The sequence below is a fragment of the Janthinobacterium aestuarii genome (assembly GCF_046113285.1).
Taxonomy (GTDB): domain Bacteria; phylum Pseudomonadota; class Gammaproteobacteria; order Burkholderiales; family Burkholderiaceae_D; genus Janthinobacterium.
Map to the genome: position 1 here is coordinate 5,832,885 of NZ_CP142524.1, position 23,609 is coordinate 5,856,493.

Genomic DNA, 23,609 nt, shown 5'->3' on the forward strand with positions numbered 1-23,609 from the left:
ATGCGTCTTTCCCTGCTCACGCGCTGGACGGCGCTGATCGTCACATTGCTGGTGCTGGGCATCGTCATCGCCCTGCTGCTCGCGCATTTTTTGCCAGGCCAGCCGCTGCTGGTGCTGGCCGGTACCCTGCTGTGCGTGCTGCCGGTGGCCGTCATTACCATCCGCGCGCAGCTGCAGGCGATGCTGTCGCTGTTTCGCGCCTTGAGCGGCACGGTCGCCAGCTACCAGGACGGCGACTTCGGCTTCAGCCTGCGCTGGCCGCAGAACGATGAACTGGCCGACCTGGTGGCGGCCCACAATGCGCTGGGCGACGTGCTGCGCAAGCAGCGCCTGGACCTGGTGCAGCGCGAACTGCTGCTCGACACCATGGTGCAAAACACGCCGGTGGCCATGCTGCTGGTGGCCGAGGGCAGCGCCATCGTCTACGCCAACCTGGCCGCGCGCCAGCTGCTGCACCACGGGCGCCGGCTCGAAGGGCATCATCTGGCCGACATCGTGCGGCAGGCGGCGCCGGCCCTGGCCGAAGCGCTGGCGCGCCGCAACGACGGCTTGTTTACCAGCGGCGAAGGGGAACAGGAAGAGGTGTACCACCTGGCGCGGCGCAGTTTCAGCCTGAACGGGCGCAAGCACGAACTGCTGCTGCTGCGCCAGCTGACGCTGGAGCTACGGCGCCAGGAAGTGCAAACCTGGAAAAAGGTCATCCGCGTCATCAGCCATGAGCTCAACAACTCGCTGGCGCCGCTGGCCTCGCTGGCCCATTCCGGCGCCGAGCTGGTGCGCCGCGGCCAGACGGAACGCCTGCCGCAAATCCTCGCCACCATCGAAGAGCGCACGCGCCACCTGGAAACCTTCATCCTCGGCTATGCGCGTTTTGCCAAGCTGCCCGCGCCGCGCCTGGCGCCATGCGAATGGCAACCCTTTCTCGACAGCCTGGCCTCGCAAGCGGCCTTCACGCTGGACGGTCCGCCTCCCGCGCAGGCTGCCGTGTTCGATGCGGCGCAAATGCAGCAGGCGCTGCTGAACCTGCTCAAGAATGCGCTGGAGTCCGGCTCCAAGCTCCAGCATATCGGCCTGCACGTCAGCCAGGCGCAAGGGCAGCTGCGCATCGAAGTGAGCGACCGCGGGCCGGGCATGAGCGGCGCCGTGCTGGAAAACGCGCTGGTGCCGTTTTATTCCACCAAGCGCAGCGGCACGGGACTGGGCCTGGCCCTGGCGCGCGAAATCGCCGAAGCCCATGGCGGGCGCATCACCCTGGCCAACCGCGAGGACGGCGGCCTGGCGGTGACCTTGATTCTTCCCTTACTCGACAGAAATTAGTTCCTTGTGTAACGATCTTTAAATCACATCACCCGCAATTATTTTTCAGTGCAATATTGATAATTATCATGTCAAATATTGCAACCACACGGGCGCCATGCCCGTGTGTTAGAAATAAGCTATTTGAGTTTGCATAATGATATCAAAATAACTAATTGACAATGACTAGTCTCGGCGATAATTTATCAACGCGGTACGGTTTTTTTGAAACATTAATCGTTTTTTCGCGGGGATCAATATGAAATTAAAATCACTCATCGCAGCGGCAGTCCTGAGCGCTGCTTCCATTGGCAGCGCCAGCGCCACCGCCTACACAGTCAACCTCGTCAATACCACGGGCAATCTGTGGACCAGCGGCTTCAGCGCCGTTCCCAGCCCGCTCGGCGACTTCACCGATACGTTCACGTTCACGCCCAACGCGACCTTCGGTTCAACCGCGCAAGCCTTCCTGGCCAACCTGTCCGTCACGGGTTCGGACAGCTCTTCCATCAGCTTCAGCAGCGCCAACCTGAATGGCATCGGCCTGACGGGGTTTGGCAGCCCCACCCCCTTTGGCTATGCCCAGGGCGAAGTCCTGGCGCCTACAAGCCTCCTGTTCAACGGCCCGCTGGTCCTCACCGTCATCGGCAATACCAAGGGCGGCAGCTATGGCGGCGTCTTCAATCTGAACCTGGCGCCCGTTCCCGAACCGGAAACCTATGGCATGCTGCTGGCCGGCCTGGGCATACTCGGCTTCCTGGCGCGACGCCGCAAGCAATCTTGAGCGCTCTAACCAAAAGACGCCACGGCGTCTTTTTCTTTGGCGGCTGCTAAACTGGCGCCATGACGACCGACTTTATCTCCACCAGCAACACCGCTTTCAGCCACCCGGGCCACCCGCCCGCCACCACCACCGAACACCGCGGCATCCGCTACCTGCACCTGGGCACCAAGTGGGTGCAGGGCGCCATGCGCCTGGACAAACCTGACGCCATCGAGCTCGAATACGTGCAGATGATGATGATGTGGATGCTGTTCAAGACGCAGCCCAAACGCATCGTGCAGCTGGGCCTGGGCAGCGCCGCGCTGACCAAGTTCAGCTACCGCCGCTTTCCCGACGCCACGGTCACGGCCATCGAACTCAATCCGAACGTGATCGCCATCTGCGGCGCCCAGTTTGCGCTGCCGCCGAACGACGCTCGCCTCGACGTGCGCGAAATGAATGCGCTCGACTTCGTGCTCGCCCCGGCCAACCACGGCACGGTCGACGCGTTGCAAGTGGACCTGTACGACGAAGACGCTCGCGGCCCCGTGCTCGACACGCCCGAGTTCTACCAGGCCTGCTTTGACTGCCTGACGGACGACGGCATCATGTGCACGAATGTCTTCGGCGACTTCCCCAACTACGACAAGAACTTGCAGGCGATGGAACTGGTCTTCGACGCCGTCGTCTGGGTGCCGGAAATGGAAGATGAAAACATCGTCGTGCTGGCCTTCAAAAAATCGCCATCGCTCGACTTCAGTGAGCTATATGAACGCGCCGCCACCATCAAGAAACAGTTCAACCTGCCCGCCAAGAACTGGGTCAACGGCTTGAAGCAGTGGATGCAGGATCAGCAGTAAGCCCCATCGGGCGCGATGCCCGTGCAATATCATTCAAGAGCCTCTTCCCATCGCCCTTCGGCGCGATAAAACCCCAGCTTCTTGTCGCCCTTGAAGCGCCCGGCCTTCATCAGGCCAGCAAGCTCGCTGGAGAGCAACAGGTCGCCCGATTGCGCATCCCTGGCGATCTGCCTGGGCGCCATGGCATCGTCGCGGAAAAACCTGCTCGTGAAATAGATGATGTTGCCCTTGTCATCTCTTTCCGCGATTGAACGCTCGAGGTCCACCGTCTGTACTTGTTGCGCCGCATTGACGATGTAAAACGGCTGCTCCACCGGTTCACCGCCCGCCATGATGCAGGCGGGGGCGAGCAATTCCACGTCCTGGCCGGCGGCGCCGGCGAGGAACTCGGCCAGGCGGGCCGAGACCAGCGGCACCTCACCGAGCAGCCACAGGCAGTCATATTTCAGCAGCCGTTCCCTGGGACAGACAAAATGCACGGGTGGCTTGTCCATACCGCTCGGAAAAGGCGCACCCTGCAGCAGATCGAGGTAGTCGAAGTTCGATCCGGCCGTCTCATACGACCCACGTTCCTTGTCGTAGGAACCGGTGAGTTTGTCATTGTAATAAATCGGGGCTTTCCAGCTCAGTATCATGGGCAGTCTTCTTCCGCAGCCTGGCAAAAGCCTATTGTGCCAGCCTCGCCTGTCCAGCCGCGCCAGCTTGCGCAAGCACTGCGCCCAGGCGGCGCGCCAGGCCATCCATGTTCTCGGCCGGCACCTGCGCATAACCGAGCAGGAAACCGTTCCAGCCCGGTCCCTCGCCGGTGCCATGCGCGGACAGCGCCAGCGCCACGATGCCGTCCTGCGCGGCGCGGCGGCTCAGCGCCAGGTCATCCCATGCCGTGTCGTGAAAACGCAGCGCCAGGTGCATGCCGGCCGTACCGCCATGGATGGCCGCGCCCGCGCACGCATGGCGCCGCAAGGCCTCGCCCAAGGCGTCGCGGCGCTGGCGGTACAGCCTGCGCATGCGGCGCACGTGGCGCGCAAACAGGCCGCTGCGCAGGAACTCGGCCAGCGCCAGCTGCTCGGCGACGCGGCCGCGTGCGGCGCCCTGCGCCTGCATCTGCGCGAAGGCGCCGGCCAGCGCGGCCGGCACGACGATAAAGGCGATGCGCAAGGCGGGGAACATGGTCTTGCTGAAAGTGCCCAGATACACGACGGGCGCGTCGGCCACCAGTCCCTGCATGGCCGCCAGGGGCGGTCCGCCATGGCGAAACTCGCTGTCGTAATCGTCTTCGATGATCAGCGCTCCGGCCGCGCGCGCGCGTTCGAGCAGCGCCATGCGGCGCGCGGGACTGAGCACGCTGCCCGTCGGATACTGGTGCGACGGCGTCGTGTAGATCAGACGCGGCGGCGTATCGCGCCAGTCGGCGTCCGTCGGCGCGATGCCATCGATGTCGACGGCGACGCCGGTCACCTGCAAGCCGGCGCCACGGCCCGCCGCCAGCGCGCCGCCATAGCCGGGATGCTCGATCCACAAGGTGTCGCCCTGGTCGGCAAACGCGCGCAGGCAGACATCGAGACTGCTCTGCGTGCCGTCCGTGATGAACACCTGGCCCGCATCGCAGACGACGCCGCGCGCGGCGCGCAAATGGTCGGCGATGGCCATGCGCAGCTGGGGCTCGCCGGAAGGGTCGCCGTAATTGAGCTGGCGCGGCGTCAGCGCGCGCCACGCGCGGTCCAGCATGCGCCGCCACTGCGCCAGCGGAAATGCGTCGAGCGCCGGCACGCCAGGCGCGAACGCGCCCATGGCGTCGGCGGGAAACACCAACGCCGCGCTGGCATCCTGTCCTGACACGCCGCGCAAATGCCGGGCGCGGCGCGACAAGCCATCCTGGCCGCCGCTCACCGGCGACGTCACCGGCATGCCGGCGCCGCCGGCGACGACGGTGCCGCGCCGGTCCGGCAAGACAAACCCTTCGCTGGCCAGCTGCTCGTAGGCATACAGCACGGTATTGCGCGCCACTCCCAGTTCGGCCGCCAGCACGCGCGTGGCGGCCAGGCGCGTGCCCGGTGCCAGCTGGCCGCCGCGGATGGCCGCGCGCAGGCATTCATGCAGCAGGCGCTGGCGCGGCCAGCCCCGCTCGCGGTGCGTGCGCTCGAACGCGCCCAGCAGCAAAGCGAAATCCATGCGCCCCTTTCATCGTGGCTCTATATTATTTGGCAGTTCTGGATCTTTTTTCAGGGCCAGATGCCGATTATAGTGCGGCCTGCTTCTTCAACCAACCGGATTCCCGCCATGACCGCTACCGCCCTGCCTCCCAGCCCCCGTACCCGCGTGCGCCGCGTCGCCGAACTGGCCAGCTACGAGCAAGCCGCCCTGTACGCCATCGTCGATGCCGCCTACCTGTGCCATATCGCCTTCCACGACGGCAAGGGCAGCCATTGCATCCCGACCGCCTGCTGGCGCATCGATGGCCACCTGTACATCCATGGCTCGAACGGCAGCCGCATGCTCAAGCGTTTGCAAGAGAGCGACGTATGCGTGACCATCACCCATCTCGACGGCCTGGTGCTGGCGCGCTCCGCCTTCAACCACACGATGAACTACCGCTCGGCGATGGTGTACGGGCAGTTTGAAAAAGTAAGCGATATCGGCCGGCAGCATGCGGCGATGGATGCGCTGATGGAAAAGCTGGTGCCGGGACGCCTGGCGCACGTGCGCGGCGGCAGCGCCAAGGAATACGCGGCCACCACCGTGCTGCGCATCGCGCTCGACGAATATGCCGTCAAGCAGCGCCAGGGCGGCCCGCTCGACGACGCGGACGACATGGCGCATGCCGTCTGGACGGGCGAACTGCCGTTTACCCACGGCCGTGGCGCGGCCATCGCCGATGCGCTCAACACCAGCGACATGCCCGCGTATGCCGCCGCATGGGGTACGGAATCCGCTTGACCGGCCGGCGTGCTTGACCGATGATCGGCGTTGATGGCGATCGCCACCAAGTTACCAACCGATCCAATCACGCATGGAGCATATGATGATGAAGCGAGTATCCCTGGCAGCGGCCCTCACGGTCATGCTGGCCTGTGGCGGCAGCGGCGCGGCACTGGCCGCCGATACGGGCGACGCGGCCCTGAAGGCGGCCATCGCCGGCAGTGCGCGCACGCCGGCCAATGCGCTGCGCGACAGTGCCCGCCACCCGTATGAAACACTGACGTTCTTCGGCATCAAGCCGACCATGACGGTGGTGGAACTGGCACCCGGCGGCGGCTGGTACACGGAGATCCTGGCGCCCTACCTGCGCGACAACGGCAAGCTGATCGCGGCCGGCAACGACCCGCAATCGGCCAGCGAAGGCGCCCGCCGTGGTGCGGCGCGCTTCCAGCAAAAACTCGACGCCAACCAGGCCGCCTTCGGCAAGGTGGAAATCGGCGCCTTCGCACCGCCCACCACCTACCGCATCGCGCCCAAGGGCACGGCCGACATGGTGCTCACCTTCCGCAATATCCACAACTGGATACCGATCGGCGAAGCGGGCATGCAGACCCTGTTCAAGGAGGTGTATGACAGCCTGAAACCGGGTGGCGTCTTCGGCGTCGTCGAGCATCGCCTGCCGGCGCACAAGGCGCAGGACGCCACGGCCAGCAGCGGCTACATGCACGAAGCGTATGTGATCAAGCTGGCCGAAGGCGCGGGCTTCAAGCTGGCCGAAGGCGCGGGCTTCAAGCTGGCGGGCAAGTCGGACATCAACGCCAATCCGAAAGACACGGCGGACCACCAGGGCGGCGTCTGGGCGCTGCCACCCACCTACGCCAACAAGGACGTGGAGCGCGACAAGTACACGGCCATCGGCGAGAGCGACCGCATGACCTTGAAGTTCGTCAAGCCCTGAGTCACTAGAAAAGCCAATGGTGGCGGGCCGATACGGCGCGCCCCATTGCCTTGTGCGCGCAGCGCGCCTTAAAGGTAAATACCGTACACGCCGCAAGAGCGCGAGACAAGCATGCACTGGCTCGCCGTGCCATTTTCGGTGCAGTCAATCAGGGCCTGCATGCACTCCCGGCGTGTCGGCTGCGCATACGCGGTGCTCACGGCACCGGCCAAACCAACGGCGGCGCAGAAGACAAATATCGCCTTTTTCACATCGATCATTTTTATTTCACTCCCAAAGAGTTGAGCCGATTTAGAAACTAGTGAACTGGAAGATCACAACAGCGCGTGCACGCAGGCAGCAACACGCTCAGACGTGAATGCCGTACACGCCGCACAGGCGACGCACCAGCGCGCAGTCGTTTTCATTGCCATCGGCGAGACAGGAATCGCGGGCTTCCTCACACGTTTCACGCGACGGCAAGGCATATGCACTCGAACTGACGGCACCGGCGAAACCGACAGCGGCACAGAAGACAAATACGGCTTTCTTGAAATTGATCATTTTTATCCCGTTAGCAAAAAAAGTTCATCGTTATAAAAAACCAGGGCAGAACGCCAGCCGCCAACTTCCATCTATCGATAGACGTATAGCGCATAAAAATAGTAGCACCAAAGAAAGTTACTAAATACTCAAACAAGAAAACAAGATAACGTTTTCATTTCATGCCCTTTCATGGAATAAAAACCGGCCCGCCGCCCTTGCGCCGCGCATTTGCATGGCAACGGGCGAAAAAAAACCGCAGCACAGGCTGCGGTTTTGGTATCGACCCTTTATTTCTTCGCTTCCTTCGGCTTCACCGGCACCAGGCTCAGGTCCTGGAAGTCGTAGCTGAAATCCGTCTCGGCCGACACAGGCGCCATCTTTACCCGGTCGATGCTGCCATCGGGGTTGAGCGAGAACGTCACGTAGGCGTCCGCATTGAAATTGCGCTCTTTCCAGCGCACGATGAAGGTGTCGTGCTGCCAGTGTTCCAGCTCGCCCGTCAAGTCCGGCGTGCGCGTAAAACTGAGGATATGTTTTTTCCCTTCCGGCTTGATCACGACCTTGCCGTACCAGGCGTCTTCATACTCGCCGTCATACGCCGCCAGCGGCAGCGAAGGCCGCGATTTCGCCGCGCGCGCGCTCGACGCCTTGCCCTGCTTTTTCACTTCTTCCGCATGCTGGTCCTGCTCCACCTTGGCCACCAGCGCCAGCCAGTCCGACGGCGCCGCCTGCAGGTAATGGTCGAGGATGCGCCATTGCAGCGCCGTCATCGAACCGCCATTTTCCGCATTGGTGAGGATGGCCACGCCCAATTTCGCTTCCGGCACCATCACCACGCGCGAATAGAATCCCTGCAGCGCGCCGCCGTGCATGGCGACCTTCATGCCCTTGTAGTCGCGCAGCTGGAAGCCCAGGCCATACGCGCTGAAGTTCGGTTTCGTCGCGGCCAATGCCGGTTTCGGCTCGGGGATCTTGATCGGCGTTTGCGCCGTCCACATTTCGCGGCCCTGCTTTTCACTGAACAGGCGCGCTTCCTTGCCGTCCTTGCCCTGCACGCCGGCGATCTTGCCGCCGTCGAGCAGCACCATCATCCACTTGGCGATGTCTTCCGCATTTGTGTTGATGCCGACGGCGCCCACCGCGTTCGGCACGGGCATCGACTTGACGGCGGCGATCTTGCCGTCGATCTTGCTGTGCGCACTGGCGACATCGGGATTGCCCGCATTCTCGGCCAGGCTGGTGGTGGTGCCCGTCATGCCCAGCGGCGCCAGGATACGCTCATGCATGGCCTCGCCCCAGCTTTTTCCCGCCTTGTCGGCGATGATCTTGCCGGCCACGATATACAGCAGGTTATCGTAGGCATAGCTGTTGCGAAAACTCGTGGCGGGACGGATGTAGCGCAGCTTCTCGATAATCTCGTCGGTGCTGAACGTGGTGGTGGGCCACCACAGCAAGTCGCCGGCACCCAAGCCCAGGCCGCTGCGGTGCGTCAGCAGATCGCGGATGGTCATGGCGCCCGTGACGTAGGAATCGTGCATCTGGAAGCCGGGCAGATGCTTGGTGACGGGATCGTCCCAGGCCAGCTTGCCCTCGTCGACCAGCATGGCCAGCGCGGCTGCCGTAAAACCCTTCGAGTTCGATGCCACCTCGAACACGGTCTGCGCATCGACGGCGGCCGCTTCGCCCAGCTTGCGCACGCCAAAACCCCTGGCGGTGACGACTTTGCCATCCTTGACGATAGCGATCGCCATGCCGGGCACGTCGAACACTTTCAGGGCGGTGGCGACGTCGCGCTCAAGATCAAAGGCCGGCGCGGGCGCGGGCGCAGCGGCAACGACGGGGGCGGCGTCAAATGCCAGCGCCGGCACGGCGATACCGGAAAACGCCAGCACGATGGCGGCGGCGAGACGGTTCATGGTATGCATGGTCAAGGTGTCCAAAGAAAGGTTCAATGCGCTTGCGCGGCCATCAATTTATCGACGCTTTCCTGCGTCACCGGGTGGTAGCGTTCGCGCGCCTGCGCATACACGTCCTGGGCCCAGGCATGGCCCTGCGGCGTCTTCATCAAGGCGCTGTACAGGGGCACGACGAACTTCTGGCGGCCCACGCTCAGCAGGAATGCCTGCAAGGGCTGACGCACGTCGTAGCCGGCGTTCACGGAGGCCAGGTAGAAGCGGTAGGCCACTTCATTATTGCCGCTCTTGCCCACGCCGTAGACCTGGTCCAGCTCACGCAATTGCGCCGCGCTGGCCTTGTTGTTGATGTCGTTCAGGAAGTGCATCGATTCGATGGCGATCCACTTGTCCATGCCCAGATCCTTGGTGGCAAGTTCGCCTTTCAGCCAGGCGTCGCGGTGCTGGTCGAGCAGCGCCAGGCGCGGCGAGACGACGCGCTGCGCGCTGGCCGGCACGCCCGTGCCATACAGCCATTCCTCGAGTTCCGCTTCCGGCATCACGTCCGGATGCTGCGCCAGCAGGTTCTTGCGCAAGTAGGCGATGAACTGCTCCGTCGTCACGCTCTGGAACGCATGCTGGTCGAACCAGCCGCGCAGGAAGGGGTCGAACACGGCGCGGCCGGCGCGGCGCTCCATGGTGGCCAGGAACCAGGCGCCTTTCGGGTAGATGATGCCGTCGTCCGTGTACGTTTCCGCCGGGTTGGCGTCCGCATCGCGCGTGATCAGCGCCGTTTTCGCAGCCGGCAACTCCTTGATCGACGCGGCCAGTTCTTCCTGATCGACCTGCACGCCCATCTGCGCCACGTCGCTGCCATACAGCTGCTCGACGATGCGCGTCGTGACGTAGGTGGTGAAGCCTTCGTTGAGCCACATGTGCTTCCACGAGGCGTTGGTGACCAGGTTGCCCGACCACGAGTGGGCCAGTTCATGCGCGATCAGGTCGACCAGGCTGCGGTCGCCCGCGATCATGGTCGGCGTGAGGAAGGTCAGGCGCGGGTTTTCCATGCCGCCGTAGGGGAACGATGGCGGCAGCACGATCATGTCGTAGCGCCCCCAGCCATACGGGCCATACAGCGCCTCGGCCGCCTGGATCATCTTTTCCGTATCGGCCAGTTCGTATTCGGCCGCCTTGATGCGCGGCGGTTCCGCATACACGGCGGAGCGTGGGCCGAGTTTGCGCACTTCCAGTTCGCCGATGGCAATGGCCAGCAGGTACGAGGGAATCGGCTGCGGCATCCTGAATTTCCAGCCACCCTTGCCGGTCGCCTTTTCGTCGTTCTCGGCGCTCATCACGACGCGCATGCCGCTTGGCGCCTCGATGCGCGCGCTATACGTAAAGCGCACGGCCGGCGTATCCTGCGACGGCACCCACGAGCGGGCGTTGATGCTTTGCGACTGGCTGAACATGAAAGGCAGCTTGCCCGACATCGTCTGCTGCGGCGTGAGCCACTGCAGCGCGATGGCGTTCGGCGCCGTGTGATAGTAGACGCGCACCTTGCCCGGCTGGCCCGTGGTGGTGATGCGCAGCGCCTGGCCCTTTTCCGGGTCGGCCTTGTCCAGCTGGTACGGCGCCATCTGCCAGGCGCCGCGCTTGTCCTGTACCTGCACCTTGGCGATCGACAGATCGCGCGTGTCGAGCACCAGCGTGCGCGCCGCCGGATCGATCCAGTTCAAGGACAGCTCGGCATAGCCGGAGAGCGTCTTTTGCTTGAAGTCGGCTTTCAGGTCCAGCTGCAGGTCGCGCGTGCGCACCTGGTCGTAGCGCGCATAGCTGAGGGGATCGGCGTGCGCAGCCAGCGTTAGCTGGCAAAATAGCGCACAGCCCAGCGCGCGCAGGAAGGTCAAAGTTTGCATGGTCGTCTTTTGAATGATTTGCGAAAGCCCCGGTCCGTGTGCGCCGGGGCGTCGCGCAGAATAGCACTTCCGGCGCGGGCCGGCAGAAAAAAGCGCCGGACCGGCCGGCACTGTTTTCCTATTTTGCTTCTGCCCTGGCTTGCGGCTTGGCCTCGGGCGCCTTCAGCGGCGTATTCAAATCCTTCATCAGGTTATGCTTGTCGCGGTCCTGCTTGAACAGCTCCAGGCGCGACGGCGTGATTTTTCGCGGCCAGCTATTGTTGCTCGTGTCGATGTCGGCCGTCTCCCAGTACGGGTCCTGCACCAGGCCCACCATCGGCTCGTCCGTGATGATCACCTTGCTGATCTTGTGCGGCGCGTAGCGCCACACTTCGGCCGGCACGCGCTCGATGATTTTCTTGCCGCTTTTCAGTTCGATTTCCAGGATCAGCGGCATCACCAGGCCGCCGAGATTCGAAAAGTCGACCAGGTACAGATGCTTGCCCATGTTGCGCTGTTCCAGCAGCTTTTTCTCCCACGGCTCCAGCGTTTCCTGCTCTTCCGCATAGCTGTTGCGGTCCTTGTTGGTGACCGTGAATTCATCGTGCCGGTTATAGAAATCCTTCAGCGCTGGATCGGTATCCACCTTCTTCGGCAGCGCCTTGTTGCGCTGGTCCGAGATCGAGATGGGCTGCGCGTCCTTCTGCGCCTTCTTCCACGCTTTCTCGACCTCCGGATTCTTCGTGCTCACGCCGTATTCGCTGATGCCGTCGATGCTGATGTCGACCGCATCGGTGGTATAGAACCAGCCGCGCCAGAACCAGTCCAGGTCCGTGCCGGACGCATCTTCCATGGTGCGGAAAAAGTCGGCCGGCGTCGGGCGCTTGAACTTCCAGCGCAAGGCGTACTGCTTGAAGGCGAAGTCGAACAGCTCGCGCCCGAGGATGGTTTCGCGCAGGATGTTGAGCGCCGTGGCCGGCTTGTCGTAGGCGTTCGCCGTGAACTGCAGCAGGGACTCGGAATTGGTCATGATGGGCACCTGGTTCTGGCTGCGCATGTAGTCGACGATCTTGCGCGGCTCGCCATTCCAGGAGGGGAAATGCTCTTCCCACGCCTGCTCGGCCAGGTACTGCAGGAAGGAATTGAGGCCCTCGTCCATCCACGTCCACTGGCGCTCGTCCGAGTTGACGATCATGGGAAAATAATTGTGGCCCACTTCATGGATGATCACGCCGATCAGGTCATATTTGGTCGTCTTCGAATACGTGAGTTCCCCCGTCTTCTTGTCCTTCACGGGGCGCCCGCCATTGAACGCAATCATCGGATACTCCATGCCGCCCACGGCGCCATTGACGGAAATCGCGTTCGGATAGGGATAGTCGAAACTGTACTTGTTGTACTGCTCGATCGCGTGCACGACGGCGCGCGTGCTGTACTGCTGCCACAGCGGATTGCCCTCGTTCGGATAGTAGGACATGGCCATCACGCGCTTGCCGCCGCTGTTCAGCCCCTGCGCATCCCAGATGAACTTGCGGCTCGACGCCCACGCCACGTCGCGCACATTGGCCGCCTTGAAGTGCCAGGTCTTCATGCCTGTGGCTTTACCCTTTTCCGCCGCCAGCGCCTCTTCCGGCGTGATCACCAGCAGCGGCGCAGCGCTGTTTTTCGCCCGCGCCAGCCGCTCGCGCTGCGCCGCGCTCAATACAGCGCCAGGGTTTTGCAGCTCTCCCGTGGCGGCCACCACGTGGTCGGCCGGCACCGTCAGGTACAGCTCGTAGTCGCCAAACTCCAGCGTGAATTCACCGGAGCCGAGGAATTGCTTGTGCTGCCAGCCGACGGCGTCGTAATACGCGGCCATGCGCGGGAACCACTGCGCGATCTGGAAAATCGCGTTCTTGTCGTCCTCAAAATACTCATAGCCGGAGCGCTCGACCAGCACCTTCTGGTCATTGATCCGGTACGACCAGTCGATGTTGAACGTGATGCTCTGGCCGGGCGCCAGCGCCACCGGCAGATCGATGCGCAGCATGGTCTGGTTGACCACATACGGCAGCGGCTTGCCGCTGGCCGCTTTCACGGCGGTGAGCTTGAAGCCGCCGTCGAATTCGCGGCCCGCGTGGATGGCGCGCAAGTCCTCGAATTTCAGCGCCTCCTCTTCGCTGCCGCTCAACCAGGCCTGGCGCGACGGCGCGCTCAATACGCGGCGCTGGTCGGCATCCTGTCGCAAGCCGTTCTGATCCAGTTGCAGCCACAGATACGCAAGGCTGTCGGGCGAACGGTTGTGGTAGGTGATCTGCTCGCTGGCCGTGATGGCGCGGCGCGCTTCATCGAGCGTGGCGCGGATCACGTAATCGGCGCGCTGCTGCCAGTAGGCGTGACCGGGCGCGCCGGACGCCGTGCGGTAGCTGTTCGGCGTGGGCAGCAGTTCTTCGAGCTGGCGGAACTTGTCGTCGAAGGGCGCAGCGGCGCACAGGCCAGGCAAGGGAGCAAACAAGGTCAAACACAGGGCAAGCAAGCGGACAAGGACCGGCATGGCGCATTCCATCTGGGAGTCGTGGACAGAACTGCATTCTAAGTCGAGTCTGTTTGCAATCGATCATTGTTGTGGAAGTCCCACACGCAGCACGGCGCCCGGGGCCGGCGGCACTGGCGCAGAAACACGCATAGGCGTATGATGCGCCTCGAACATTGGGGAGTAGTCGTCCTGCGGTCCTGCCGCGGGAACCTGTATCAACATGATTGGCCCGCAGGCCATGGTGCAGGTGGTTGCAAAACTTGACGAGACCATTGATCCAGGGCGGCCGCATGGGCCGGAGTCGCCCGTGGATCATTGGTTAATTCGTCCGGCCCGCGTACCTCTTGCAATCTCATGGAAGCATTCCTCATCTCCACCGGCATCGTCGGTCTCGCTGAAATCGGCGACAAAACCCAACTGCTGGCCTTTCTGCTGGCCGCCAAATTCCGCAAGCCTTTGCCCATCGTGCTGGCCATTTTCGTCGCCACCGTCGCCAACCACGCGTTCGCCGCCGCCGTCGGCGCCTGGATCACCAGCATGCTGGGCCCGGACGTGCTGCGCTGGGTGCTGGGCGTCTCCTTTTTGGCCATGGCCGCCTGGACCCTGATCCCCGACAAGCTCGATGAAGACGAGACCAAGCTGGCCAAATACGGCGTCTTCCTGACCACCCTGATCGCCTTCTTCATGGCGGAAATGGGAGACAAGACGCAGGTGGCGACGGTGGCGCTGGCGGCGCGCTACCACGATATCGTTTCCGTCGTGCTGGGCACCACCTTCGGCATGATGCTGGCCAACGTGCCGGCCGTCTACCTGGGCGACAGGATCGCCAACCGCGTCCCGCTGCGCCTCGTGCATGGTATCGCGGCCCTGGTCTTTGCCGTGCTGGGCGTGGCCACCCTGCTGGGCGCGGGCGCCGCCCTGGGATTTTGAGACAACCCTGCATAATTTCCAATTTACAATATTCATGCTCATAATTACAATATCGTCGGCATGAATACCGGCGCGCCGATCCGGAACGGTCAGCGCGCTTTCTTGAGGAATGTATGCAGTTGAATAGAAACGTGGCGGCGCTGTGCCTGGCCGCTTGCGCCAGCCAGCCTGCCGCCGCCATGGCGGCCCCCTTGCGTCACCACCAGACGGCGACACCATCCGCGCCCGAAGTGCGCACGCGCGATTTGCTGCTATTTGGCGCCGGCCTGATCCTGCTGGCTGGCCGGCGCCGTCCCGAACACGAGAAGTGGCAAAACTAGAGCAGCAGTAGCACCGCATACTCGCGGCCCTCGTCGCGCAGGGCGATGCTGTTGCCGCCCTGTGCCACGCCATCGAGCGACAACCCCGCGGGCCGCCCCTGCGCCTGCTCCACCGTGATGGCATAGATGCTGGCGCCGAAACGGTAGTGCAGCTTGAAGCTGCCCCATTCGGCCGGCATGGCCGGCGCCAGACGCAGCACGTTCGCTTCGCGCGTCAAGCCGAGCAGGGATTCGACGATCAGGCGGTACAGCCAGCCCGACGATCCCGTGTACCAGCTCCAGCCGCCGCGCCCCACGTGCGGCGCCACGGCATACACGTCGGCCGTCACCACGTACGGTTCCACCTTGTAGCGCGCCACCGCCTGCGCGTCGACGCCATGGCGCACGGGATTGATCATGCGCAGCAATTCCCACGCCTTTTCGCCGTCGCCCATGCGGGCAAACGCCATCGCCGTCCAGATGGCAGCATGCGTGTACTGGCCGCCGTTCTCGCGCACGCCCGGCACATAGCCGCGGATGTAGCCGGGATTGAGGTCGGCCTTGTCGAACGGCGGATCGAGCAGCTGGATCACGCCGGAATCCCGGCGCACGAGGCGCGCATCGACCTGGCGCATGGCGCCGGCGACCCGCTCCTTGTTGGCGGCGCCCGACAGCACGCCCCAGCTTTGCGAAATCGAATCGATCTGGCATTCCTCGTTCGTGTGCGAACCCAATGGCGTGCCGTCGTCGAAATACGCGCGCCGGTACCACTCGCCATCCCAAGCATGTTCCTCGACGTTGGCCGCCAGTTTCACGGCTTCGTCGCGGCAGAACTGGGCGAACGCGGCGTCGCCGCGCAGCATGGCCACCTCGGCGAAACGCTGCAGCACTTCGTACAGGAAGAAGGCCAGCCAGACGCTCTCGCCCTTGCCGTGTTCGCCCACCTTGTCCATGCCGTCGTTCCAGTCGCAGGAACCGATCAGCGGCAAGCCGTGCACGCCCATGCGCAAGCCGTGGCGGATGGCGCGCACGCAGTGCTCGTACAGGTCGGCCGACTCGCCCGAACGCATGGGCAAGTCATAGTAGGAATCCTCTTCCGGCTTGACGGCCCGCCCCTCGATGAAGGGCGCCACTTCCGACAGCACGTTGACGTCGCCCGTGGCGATCACATAGCGGCAGGCGGCCAGCGGCAACCACAGGTAATCGTCGGAGCAGTGCGTGCGCACGCCCCGGTCCGACGGCGGATGCCACCAATGCTGCACATCGCCTTCGACAAACTGGTGCGCCGCACACAGCAGCAAGTGCTTGCGCAGCAATTGCGGCGCCGTGTGGATCATCGCCATCGCGTCCTGCAGCTGGTCGCGGAAACCGTAGGCGCCGCCCGACTGGTAATAGCCGCTGCGCGCCCACAAACGGCAGGCGATGGTCTGGTACATCAGCCAGCCATTGGCAATCACGTCGAGCGACGGCTCGGGCGTTTCGATGCGCACCGCGCCCAGAGTGGTGTCCCAGTGCGCGCGTACCGCGTCGAGCGCCATGCGGGCCGCTTCCTTGCCCGCATGGCGCTGCACCATGGTGCTGGCGTCGGCATTGCGGCGCCCGCCCACGCCGAGCAGGAAGACGATTTCGCGCTCCTGTCCCGGCTGCAGTTCGAACGGCACCTGGATGGCGGCACACTGGTCCAGCCCCGTGCCCGCCTTGCCGGACAGGCGCACGCGGCGCAGCGCCGCCGGCTGCGCCAGGCTGCCGTTGCGGCCGATGAATTCATTACGGTCGCAGGTGATGGAGCGGATGCTGGCGTCCGTATTGAAAAAGCCGACGCGGCCGGAAAACTCCGTGTTGTAGTTATTGCGCGCAAACAGCGCGCCGCTGATCGTATCGACTTCGGTGGCCACATGCATGCCGGACTTGGCGCGCAGGTCGGCCATCACCCATTCCACGTAGCCGGTGACGGACAAACGGCGCGGCACGCCGCTGTCGTTGCGCACCTTGATCACCGAGTATTTGACGGCCGCATCAAGCGCCACATAGGTGCACAACTCGGTGGCGATGCCGCCCTCGCTGTGCTCAAAAATGCTGTAGCCGAAACCGTGGCGCGTCACGTAGTCGCCGCTGCCGCGCGCGGGCAGGGACGAGGGCGACCAGAACTGGCCGGTCTGCTCGTCGCGCACATAAAACGCTTCGCCCGACAGGTCCGACACGGGGTCGTTCTGCCATGGCGTAAGGCGGAATTCATGCGCGTTCTCGCTCCACGTGTACGCCTGGCCGGCTTCCGACACCACCGTGCCGAACTGCGCATTGGCCAGCACGTTCGACCACGGCGCCGGCGTCTGCTTGCCTTCTGCCGTGGTGATCACGTATTCGCGCCCATCGGGCGTGAAACCGCCGAGGCCATTTTCCAGGATCAGCTCGCGCTGCGGCGCCCGGTGCGGCACGCCGCCATGCTCGCGTGCCGGGTCCTGCAGCAGCGGCGGCATGCGCAGCACGGGGCTCGGCGGACGCTTGACCTGCTCGGCCAGGGTGCCGCGCAAATCGCTGATGATGGCGCGCGCCACCGATTGCAGCAAGATGCGGTCTTCGTTGGCGATCTGCTCGGCCAGGCGCACGAAGATGCCGCCCGGGCGGTCGATCGCCTGCGCATCGATGCCCGAGGCGATCAAGCCCATGATCTGGTCGTGCAGCAGCTGGCGGTAGCCCGACTGCTCTTCGTACCAGATCACCAGGTCGACGATCAATCCTTTCAGGCGCCAATAGGCATGCGCCTGCACCATCTGGCGCGCCAGTTCGATATTGGCCGCGTCGCGTATCTGCAGCAGCACGATGGGCAGGTCGCCGGAAATCGCATACGCCCACAGGCCGGACTGGCCGCGCTGGTTCTTGATCAGGATGCTCGCTTCCGCGCGCAAGGCCGCATTCGGATAGATCACGGCGTTGGCCAGGCGCGCATACAGCTGCGCGTCCGCTTCGCTGGCGTTCAACTGGCGCAGCACCACCTGGCTGTGCGTCCAGGCCAGTTCGAAGACGCGGTCGGCCAGATGGCGGTCCTGGTATTTGTCGATCAGGTGCAGCGCCGCCTCGCGCTGCTCCACCATGCCGGTGACGCTGTCGACGGTGACGGCCTGGTCGGGTTCGAGCGTGATGACGTAGCGGATGGCCACGATGGGGTCGAGCACGGAGCCGTGGCCGCCGCTGAGCGGCCCGTCGTCCTGCAGCGCCTGCGGCAGCTGCGCCGTGTTGCCGCGGCCGATGAAGCGCGCGCGGTCCGTCTCGAACGACACTTCGTAGCGCTCGATATCGTGCACCGTCATCACATGCAGCAGCCACGGCATCTGCTCGTCTTTCGAGCGGGGCCGGCGCGTGCATAAAATCGCCTTTTCATGCGCGAGGATTTCCGTCTGCACGAACAGTTTGCTGAACGCGGGGTGGGCCGCATCGGCCGCCGCCGGCGCCATCACCACTTCGGCAAAACTGGTGATCTCGATGCGCCGCTGGCGGTTCGAATTATTGCTGATCCGCGTGCGGCGGATTTCGATGTCGTCCTCGGGCGAGACGACGATTTCCGTGTACAGGTCGAGGCCATGGTCGGCGCGGCGGAACTCGGCCCGCCCTTCCGAAAAAATCACTTCGTATTTCTTCGGTTCGGCCAGGGTCGGCTGGTACATGGTGGACCAGACTTCACCGTCGTCGAGGTCGCGCAGGTAGCAGAAATTGCCCCAGTTGTCGCGCGTGCTGTCTTCGCGCCAGCGCGTCACGGACAGGTCTTTCCAGCGGCTGTAGCTGCCGCCCGCATTGCTCACCATGACGTGGTAGCGGCCGTTTGACAGCAGCTGCGTTTCGGGCACGGCGCTGTTGGCCTGCGTGAGGATGCGCATCGGCATGGCCTGCTCGGGCGCGCCGCTGCGCAGCACCGCCAGTTCGGCCGTGTTCGAGTAAAACGCGCCGGCCTGCGGCGTGCGTTCCTGCAGCACCAGCAAGGCCGATTGCAGCAGCGGATCGGACTCGAAACGGCGCTGCATCGGCCGGTCGTGCAGCAGGTAGCTGAGGGCCAGAAAGCCCATGCCCTGGTGGTGCACCATGAAGGAGCGGATGACGGCGCTGCCCTGCCCGCGCGGCAGGCGCGCGGTGGTGAAATCGATCGCTTCAAAAAAGCCGTAGCGGCCCATGTAGCCAGCCGCCTGCATGCGCTGCAGGTTCTGGCACGACGCTTCCGGCTGCACCATCAGGCCCATCATGCTGGCGTACGGCGCCACCACCAGGTCGTCGGCCAGGCCACGCTTGAGGCCCAGGCCGGGCACGCCAAAGGCGCGGTACTGGTAATTCAGGCTGGCGTCGACCGTGTTGTAGCCGGATTCGGAAATCCCCCACGGCACGTCGCGCTGGCGCCCGTAATCGATCTGCGCCTCGATGACGGAATGGTAGGTCTGGTCGAGCAGGGTATTCGGGTAGTTCGGCATCACCAGCAGCGGCATCAGGTACTCGAACATCGAACCGCTCCACGACAGCAGCACGGGCTGGCCGGCCACCATGCACAGCTGGCGGCCCAGGGCGAACCAGTGCTCCTGCGGCAGCTGCCCCTGGGCGATGGCGATGAAGCTGGCCAGACGCACTTCGGAAGCCAATAAATCGTAGTAGCTGGGGTCCAGGCGCCGTTCGCTGACGTTGTAGCCGATGGCCAGCAGCTTGGTGGACGGGTTGTACAGGAAGCCGTATTCGATCTGCGCAAAGTCGCGCGCCTGGCCCGCCGCGTGGGCGATGTCGCGCATATGGCGGCCCGCCTGTTCGCGGCCCAGCGCCAGCAGGGCGGCCAGCTCGGATGGCGTGCCTTCAGGCACCTCCAGGTTGGCCAGTTCGCGCAGGGTCGGCATGCGCAGCCATGCCGCATTGATGCCGGCCTGCGCCGCCCACGGCGCCAGTTGCAGCAATTCGGCCAGCGCCGCGCGGCACTGGCGCGCCAGCGCGCCCGTCCACATGGACAGCTCGCCATCCTCGCTGTGCAGGGTCAGCGACAGCAGCGCATCGGCCGCGCCGTTCGCGGCGGCGAGATAAGCATGCCATTCGTCCAGGGTGGCGGGCGCGGCGGACGCCTGCAACAGGCTCATGCTCTCGCGCATGGCCTTGCCCTCGCCTTCGGCGGCGATGAATTCCTGCAGCACCTGCGCCGTCGTGCGGATGCCCTGCACCACTTGCGCGCCGATGATGGGAGCGTCGTACAGTTCCACCAGTCCCGGCTGCAAGGTCAGCAGATGGCCGGCCAGGTTGCCGCTGTCGACCGTCGAGATGTACATCGGCTGCAGCGCCTTGAGCGTTTGCGTGTCGTACCAGTTATAGAAATGGCCCTGGAAGCGTTCCAGCTCGCCCATGCTGTGCAGGGTGGCGCGGCTGCGCTCGATCAACTGACCCAGGGTCACATAGCCGAAATCGTAGGCCGTCAGGTTGGCCAGCAGCGCCAGGCCGATATTCGTCGGCGAGGTGCGGTGCGCTACCACGAGGTTCGGGTGTTCCTGCATGTTATCGGGCGGCAGCCAGTGGTCGTCCGGCCCGACGAAGGTGTCGAAATACGCCCAGGTCTTGCGCGCCACGCCATGCAGGAAACGTCCCTGCTCGGCCGACAGGCGCGCCACGGCCCGCTCGATGGGGCGGCTGATCCACCAGGCGATGGCGGGCGCGGCCAGCCACAACAGCAGTACCACGGCGGCGGCCGGCAAGGCGGCCGGGCGCCAGTAGAGCAAGGCGCCGAAGGTGGCCAGCGCCAGCGCGGGCGAGCACCACATGGCGCGCCAGCTGTCGGCTTGACTGCCGGAAGAGCTGTGCAGGTTCGAGGCGCGCCAGTCGAGCAAATGCTTGTGCGACACACCGAGGCGCCACAGCGTGCGCGCGATGGCGTCCAGGCTGATCCACGCTTCATACGGCAGGAAGACGAGGGTCAGCATGGCGTGCGAAAACTGCACGCCGCAGCGCCGTTCGAACGCGGCCAGATGCTGGCGCCACAGGGTGTCGCGCGGTTTGCGCAGCAGATCGTACAGGGCCGAAAACACGGGCGGCAGGAAGATGATGGCCAGCACGGCCGCGCTCCAGAAGGCCACGTGCGGCAGGAAGCCCCACACCAGCAACAGGGACACGGTGGTGGCCGGCGCCACGACGCTGCGACGCAGGTTGTCGAACAGCTTCCAGCGCGACAGCATCGACAAAGGATTGCGTTCGCGCTTGCCGGCGCGGCCCGGCACCCGCCCCAGCAGCCAGCCGATCAGCTGCCAGTCGCCGCGGATCCAGCGCTGGCGGCGGCTGACGTCGGCGTCGTAGCGGGCCGGATATTCTTCATACAGCTGCGAGTCGCTGAGCAGGCCGGCGCGCAAATAACAGCCTTCCAGCAAATCGTGGCTGAGGATTTTATTGTCGGGCAGGCGCTGGCCCAGCACGCGCTCGAACATGTCGAGGTCATAGATGCCCTTGCCGATGAACGAGCCTTCATAAAAGACGTCCTGGTACAGGTCGGACACGGTGCGCGTGTACGGGTCGATGCCCGGTTCGCCGCCGCACAGCAGCTCGTAGCGCGAGGCATTCGCGCTGGGCAGCGCCACGGCCACGCGCGGCTGCAGGATGCCGTAGCCGGCCACCACGCGCGTGCCGGCCGCGTCGAGCACGGGACGGTTCAGCGGGTGCATCATGGTGGCGATGAATTCGCGCGCCGCGTCGCGCGGCAGCTGCGTATCGGTGTCGAGCGTGATCACGTATTTGATCGTGCGCAGGCCGCGCAACTCGCCTTCCACCAGCGAGAATTTGTCGCGCGCGCCGCCGCGCAAAAACGCGTGCAGGTCGGACAATTTGCCGCGCTTGCGCTCTTGCCCCATCCACGCATTCTGCTGCGAATTCCACAGGCGCGGACGATGCAGCAGCAGGAACGGCCCCGCATGGCCCAGCTCTTCCGGATCGGCCGGGTCGCCGTTGTCCTTGAACTCGGCTCCCTCCACGCGGTATTTCTCGTTCAGGCCACGGATGGTCTCCTGCGCCTGGTTCAGCAAGGCTTCGTCGCCGGGCAGGGTTTGCGCCTGCGCGTCGACAAAATCCGTCAGCAGGCAGAAACGCAGGTTCGGGTCGCGGTTGGCGAGATAACGCACTTCCAGCGCCTCGCACAGGGCCGCCACGTTTTCCGCGCTGTAGATCAAGGTCGGCACCACGACGATGCCGCGCGCATCGGACGGAATGCCGGACCGGTAATCCATGCGCGGCAGCGGATGCGGCGACGTCATCAGGGTTGCCAGCCAGTTCACCACGGCCACGGCCAGCTGGCTGCTGCCCAGCAGCGCCAGCGCGCCCAGCGCCGCCAGGGGCCAGCCCTGCACGCCATGGCGCACGGCGCGCTCGAGCAGCAGGGCGCTCGTCGCCAGGGTCAGGAACGCAATGGCGCCCAGATAGCTGGCCAGCGGCGCGGCGCGCGCCGTATGCTGCAGCGCCTCGATGAACGGCAGCCTGGCGCCAGCCTGCTTTTCCAGTACCAGCACGCCGCGCCCGACCAGGTAAAAGCCGATGTGGCCGCGGCGCGCGTCATTGCCATTGCCGTGCGTGTGCGCCAGCTGCACCGCCATCTCGGCCACTTCCACTTCGCTGCGCGCGCTGCGCTTGGCGATGCGTTCGATGGCGTGGCGGTAGCTGTCGCGCGTGGCGAAATCCATCAAGCCATATGTGCCGGCCGGGTCCAGGCGCAGGGTTTGCTCGACCACGCTCATGGTCTCGACGAACTCCTGCCAATCCATGGTGCCGAGAAAACGCAGGCTGCCGATGCTGTTGGCGATCGATACCTGGTCGGCCGCCTGCTGCCCGATCTCGGACTGGATCTGCTGCTCGATGGTGAGGCCCGACTCGGCCAGCTTGTGCGTCAGCCACGACAGCGCCAGGGTCAGCGAGGAACTCTGTCCCTGCAGGCGGCGCGACAATTCGGCCACGAAGGCGCTGGTCATCGGCGGATTCGAACGGGCCATGTCCGCCACGAGCAGGATCAAGCCGCTGGGATTGCGCTCGGCGATCTCCGTCATCTGGTCGGCCCAGGTGTTGGCCAGGTCGCGCTGCATGCGGTCGTCGGCCACGCGCGCGGCAACGCGGCGCAGGTTTTCGATCAGCGCCAGACGCAGCATGATGGGCACGGCCCACAGTTCGCCCAGGGTCAAGGTGGCCACGTCCTGATATGCCTCGACGAAGTGGCAGAGGTTTTCCAGGTCGACCCTGCCATCGCCGTGCGAGATGATTTCCAGCGCGATTTTATACACGCGCGGGCAGCCCGCATCCACGCCGGAACTCAGCCGTGGCAACTCCTTGCTGTAATTCTTCGGCAAGTGGCGCCGCGTGGTGCGGATCTGCTCTTCGATCAGATAAAAATTATCGAGCAGCCACTCCGAGGCGGGCGTGACCTGGCGCCCGCTTTTGACAGTCGCCGTCAGCTCATTGACGGTGGCCGTGATGAGGGCCGCATTGTCGGCCAGGCGCGCCAACAGGCGGTCGCGGCCATGATGCCTGCCCACCGCATGGCCGGCGGCCACGTGCTTGCCGTGGGCGGCCATCTGCATGGCGCTGAATAACTCGGAACGCAGGGGCAAGGCATCGTCGCGCGCGGCGTCGAAGGTGTCCGGTGCAAGGGAATGGTCGCGGAAGATTTCTTTGACTTTGGAAACCTGTTCCTTGATCTGCTGCGTGACAACTGCTGTGTACTCTTTCAACTTTAGCCTCGCTAGGTGCGCGCAGGCAGCCAGCGGCCACCGTCATGCG

Annotated in this window: 15 protein-coding genes and 1 riboswitch; of the genes, 7 read left to right on the forward strand and 8 right to left on the reverse strand. The window is 64.4% G+C overall.

The features are described 5' to 3' along the window. From OX462_RS26300 to OX462_RS26310, 3 genes are all read left to right on the forward strand, one after another. Positions 1 to 1,317, forward strand: a complete 1,317-nt coding sequence (locus tag OX462_RS26300) for a sensor histidine kinase (RefSeq protein WP_227742088.1) — start codon at positions 1 to 3, stop codon at positions 1,315 to 1,317. 238 nt (positions 1,318 to 1,555) lie between these two features. Then, positions 1,556 to 2,080: an FxDxF family PEP-CTERM protein gene (locus OX462_RS26305; protein WP_070223431.1), complete on the forward strand. Its 525-nt coding sequence runs from the start codon at positions 1,556 to 1,558 to the stop codon at positions 2,078 to 2,080. Between the two features lie 59 nt (positions 2,081 to 2,139). After that, a complete protein-coding gene (locus OX462_RS26310; protein WP_409027378.1) occupies positions 2,140 to 2,919 on the forward strand; it encodes a spermine/spermidine synthase domain-containing protein in 780 nt (259 codons plus the stop codon). A 29-nt stretch (positions 2,920 to 2,948) separates the two neighbouring features. On the opposite strand, the gene OX462_RS26315 is transcribed toward OX462_RS26310, so the two are convergent. Continuing rightward, positions 2,949 to 3,554: a hypothetical protein gene (locus OX462_RS26315; protein WP_409027379.1), complete on the reverse strand. Its 606-nt coding sequence runs from the start codon at positions 3,552 to 3,554 to the stop codon at positions 2,949 to 2,951. Positions 3,555 to 3,585: 31 nt separating this feature from the next. Continuing rightward, complete coding sequence (locus tag OX462_RS26320) at positions 3,586 to 5,091, reverse strand: MocR-like pyridoxine biosynthesis transcription factor PdxR (RefSeq protein WP_409027380.1); 1,506 nt, start codon at positions 5,089 to 5,091, stop codon at positions 3,586 to 3,588. Between the two features lie 108 nt (positions 5,092 to 5,199). Here OX462_RS26320 and OX462_RS26325 point away from each other — a divergent pair, with 108 nt between their 5' ends. Together OX462_RS26325 and OX462_RS26330 are read left to right on the forward strand one after the other, a co-directional pair. Next, positions 5,200 to 5,856 (forward strand): pyridoxamine 5'-phosphate oxidase family protein, encoded by a 657-nt coding sequence (locus OX462_RS26325; RefSeq protein WP_409027381.1) that lies wholly within the window; start codon positions 5,200 to 5,202, stop codon positions 5,854 to 5,856. Between the two features lie 85 nt (positions 5,857 to 5,941). Next, positions 5,942 to 6,796 carry a class I SAM-dependent methyltransferase gene (locus OX462_RS26330; RefSeq protein ID WP_409028784.1) on the forward strand — a complete coding sequence of 285 codons (855 nt, stop codon included), beginning with the start codon at positions 5,942 to 5,944 and terminating at the stop codon, positions 6,794 to 6,796. A 68-nt stretch (positions 6,797 to 6,864) separates the two neighbouring features. Here OX462_RS26330 and OX462_RS26335 read toward each other — a convergent pair whose 3' ends face one another. From OX462_RS26335 to OX462_RS26355, 5 genes are all read right to left on the reverse strand, one after another. After that, positions 6,865 to 7,056, reverse strand: a complete 192-nt coding sequence (locus OX462_RS26335) for a hypothetical protein (protein ID WP_070223423.1) — start codon at positions 7,054 to 7,056, stop codon at positions 6,865 to 6,867. Positions 7,057 to 7,144: 88 nt separating this feature from the next. Then, positions 7,145 to 7,339: a hypothetical protein gene (locus OX462_RS26340; protein ID WP_230519307.1), complete on the reverse strand. Its 195-nt coding sequence runs from the start codon at positions 7,337 to 7,339 to the stop codon at positions 7,145 to 7,147. Between the two features lie 269 nt (positions 7,340 to 7,608). Beyond that, positions 7,609 to 9,246, reverse strand: coding sequence for a serine hydrolase (locus OX462_RS26345; protein WP_409027382.1), 1,638 nt, complete (start codon positions 9,244 to 9,246; stop codon positions 7,609 to 7,611). Between the two features lie 23 nt (positions 9,247 to 9,269). After that, on the reverse strand, positions 9,270 to 11,129 hold the full coding sequence (locus tag OX462_RS26350; protein WP_409027383.1) for a M1 family metallopeptidase: 1,860 nt from the start codon (positions 11,127 to 11,129) through the stop codon (positions 9,270 to 9,272). A gap of 118 nt (positions 11,130 to 11,247) precedes the next feature. Further along, positions 11,248 to 13,641, reverse strand: a complete 2,394-nt coding sequence (locus OX462_RS26355) for a M1 family aminopeptidase (protein ID WP_409027384.1) — start codon at positions 13,639 to 13,641, stop codon at positions 11,248 to 11,250. Positions 13,642 to 13,786: 145 nt separating this feature from the next. Then, positions 13,787 to 13,968: riboswitch (yybP-ykoY riboswitch) on the forward strand. 9 nt (positions 13,969 to 13,977) lie between these two features. On the opposite strand from OX462_RS26355, the gene OX462_RS26360 reads away from it, so the two are divergent. Together OX462_RS26360 and OX462_RS26365 are read left to right on the forward strand one after the other, a co-directional pair. Beyond that, a complete protein-coding gene (locus OX462_RS26360; RefSeq protein WP_070223416.1) occupies positions 13,978 to 14,553 on the forward strand; it encodes a TMEM165/GDT1 family protein in 576 nt (191 codons plus the stop codon). 113 nt (positions 14,554 to 14,666) lie between these two features. Next, a complete protein-coding gene (locus tag OX462_RS26365; RefSeq protein WP_070223414.1) occupies positions 14,667 to 14,873 on the forward strand; it encodes a hypothetical protein in 207 nt (68 codons plus the stop codon). Here the strand turns inward: OX462_RS26365 and OX462_RS26370 are convergent. Next, positions 14,870 to 23,497, reverse strand: coding sequence for a glycoside hydrolase family 94 protein (locus OX462_RS26370; protein ID WP_409028785.1), 8,628 nt, complete (start codon positions 23,495 to 23,497; stop codon positions 14,870 to 14,872). The two genes, OX462_RS26365 and OX462_RS26370, sit on opposite strands and share 4 nt — an antisense overlap. Between the last annotated feature and the right edge of the window lie 112 nt (positions 23,498 to 23,609).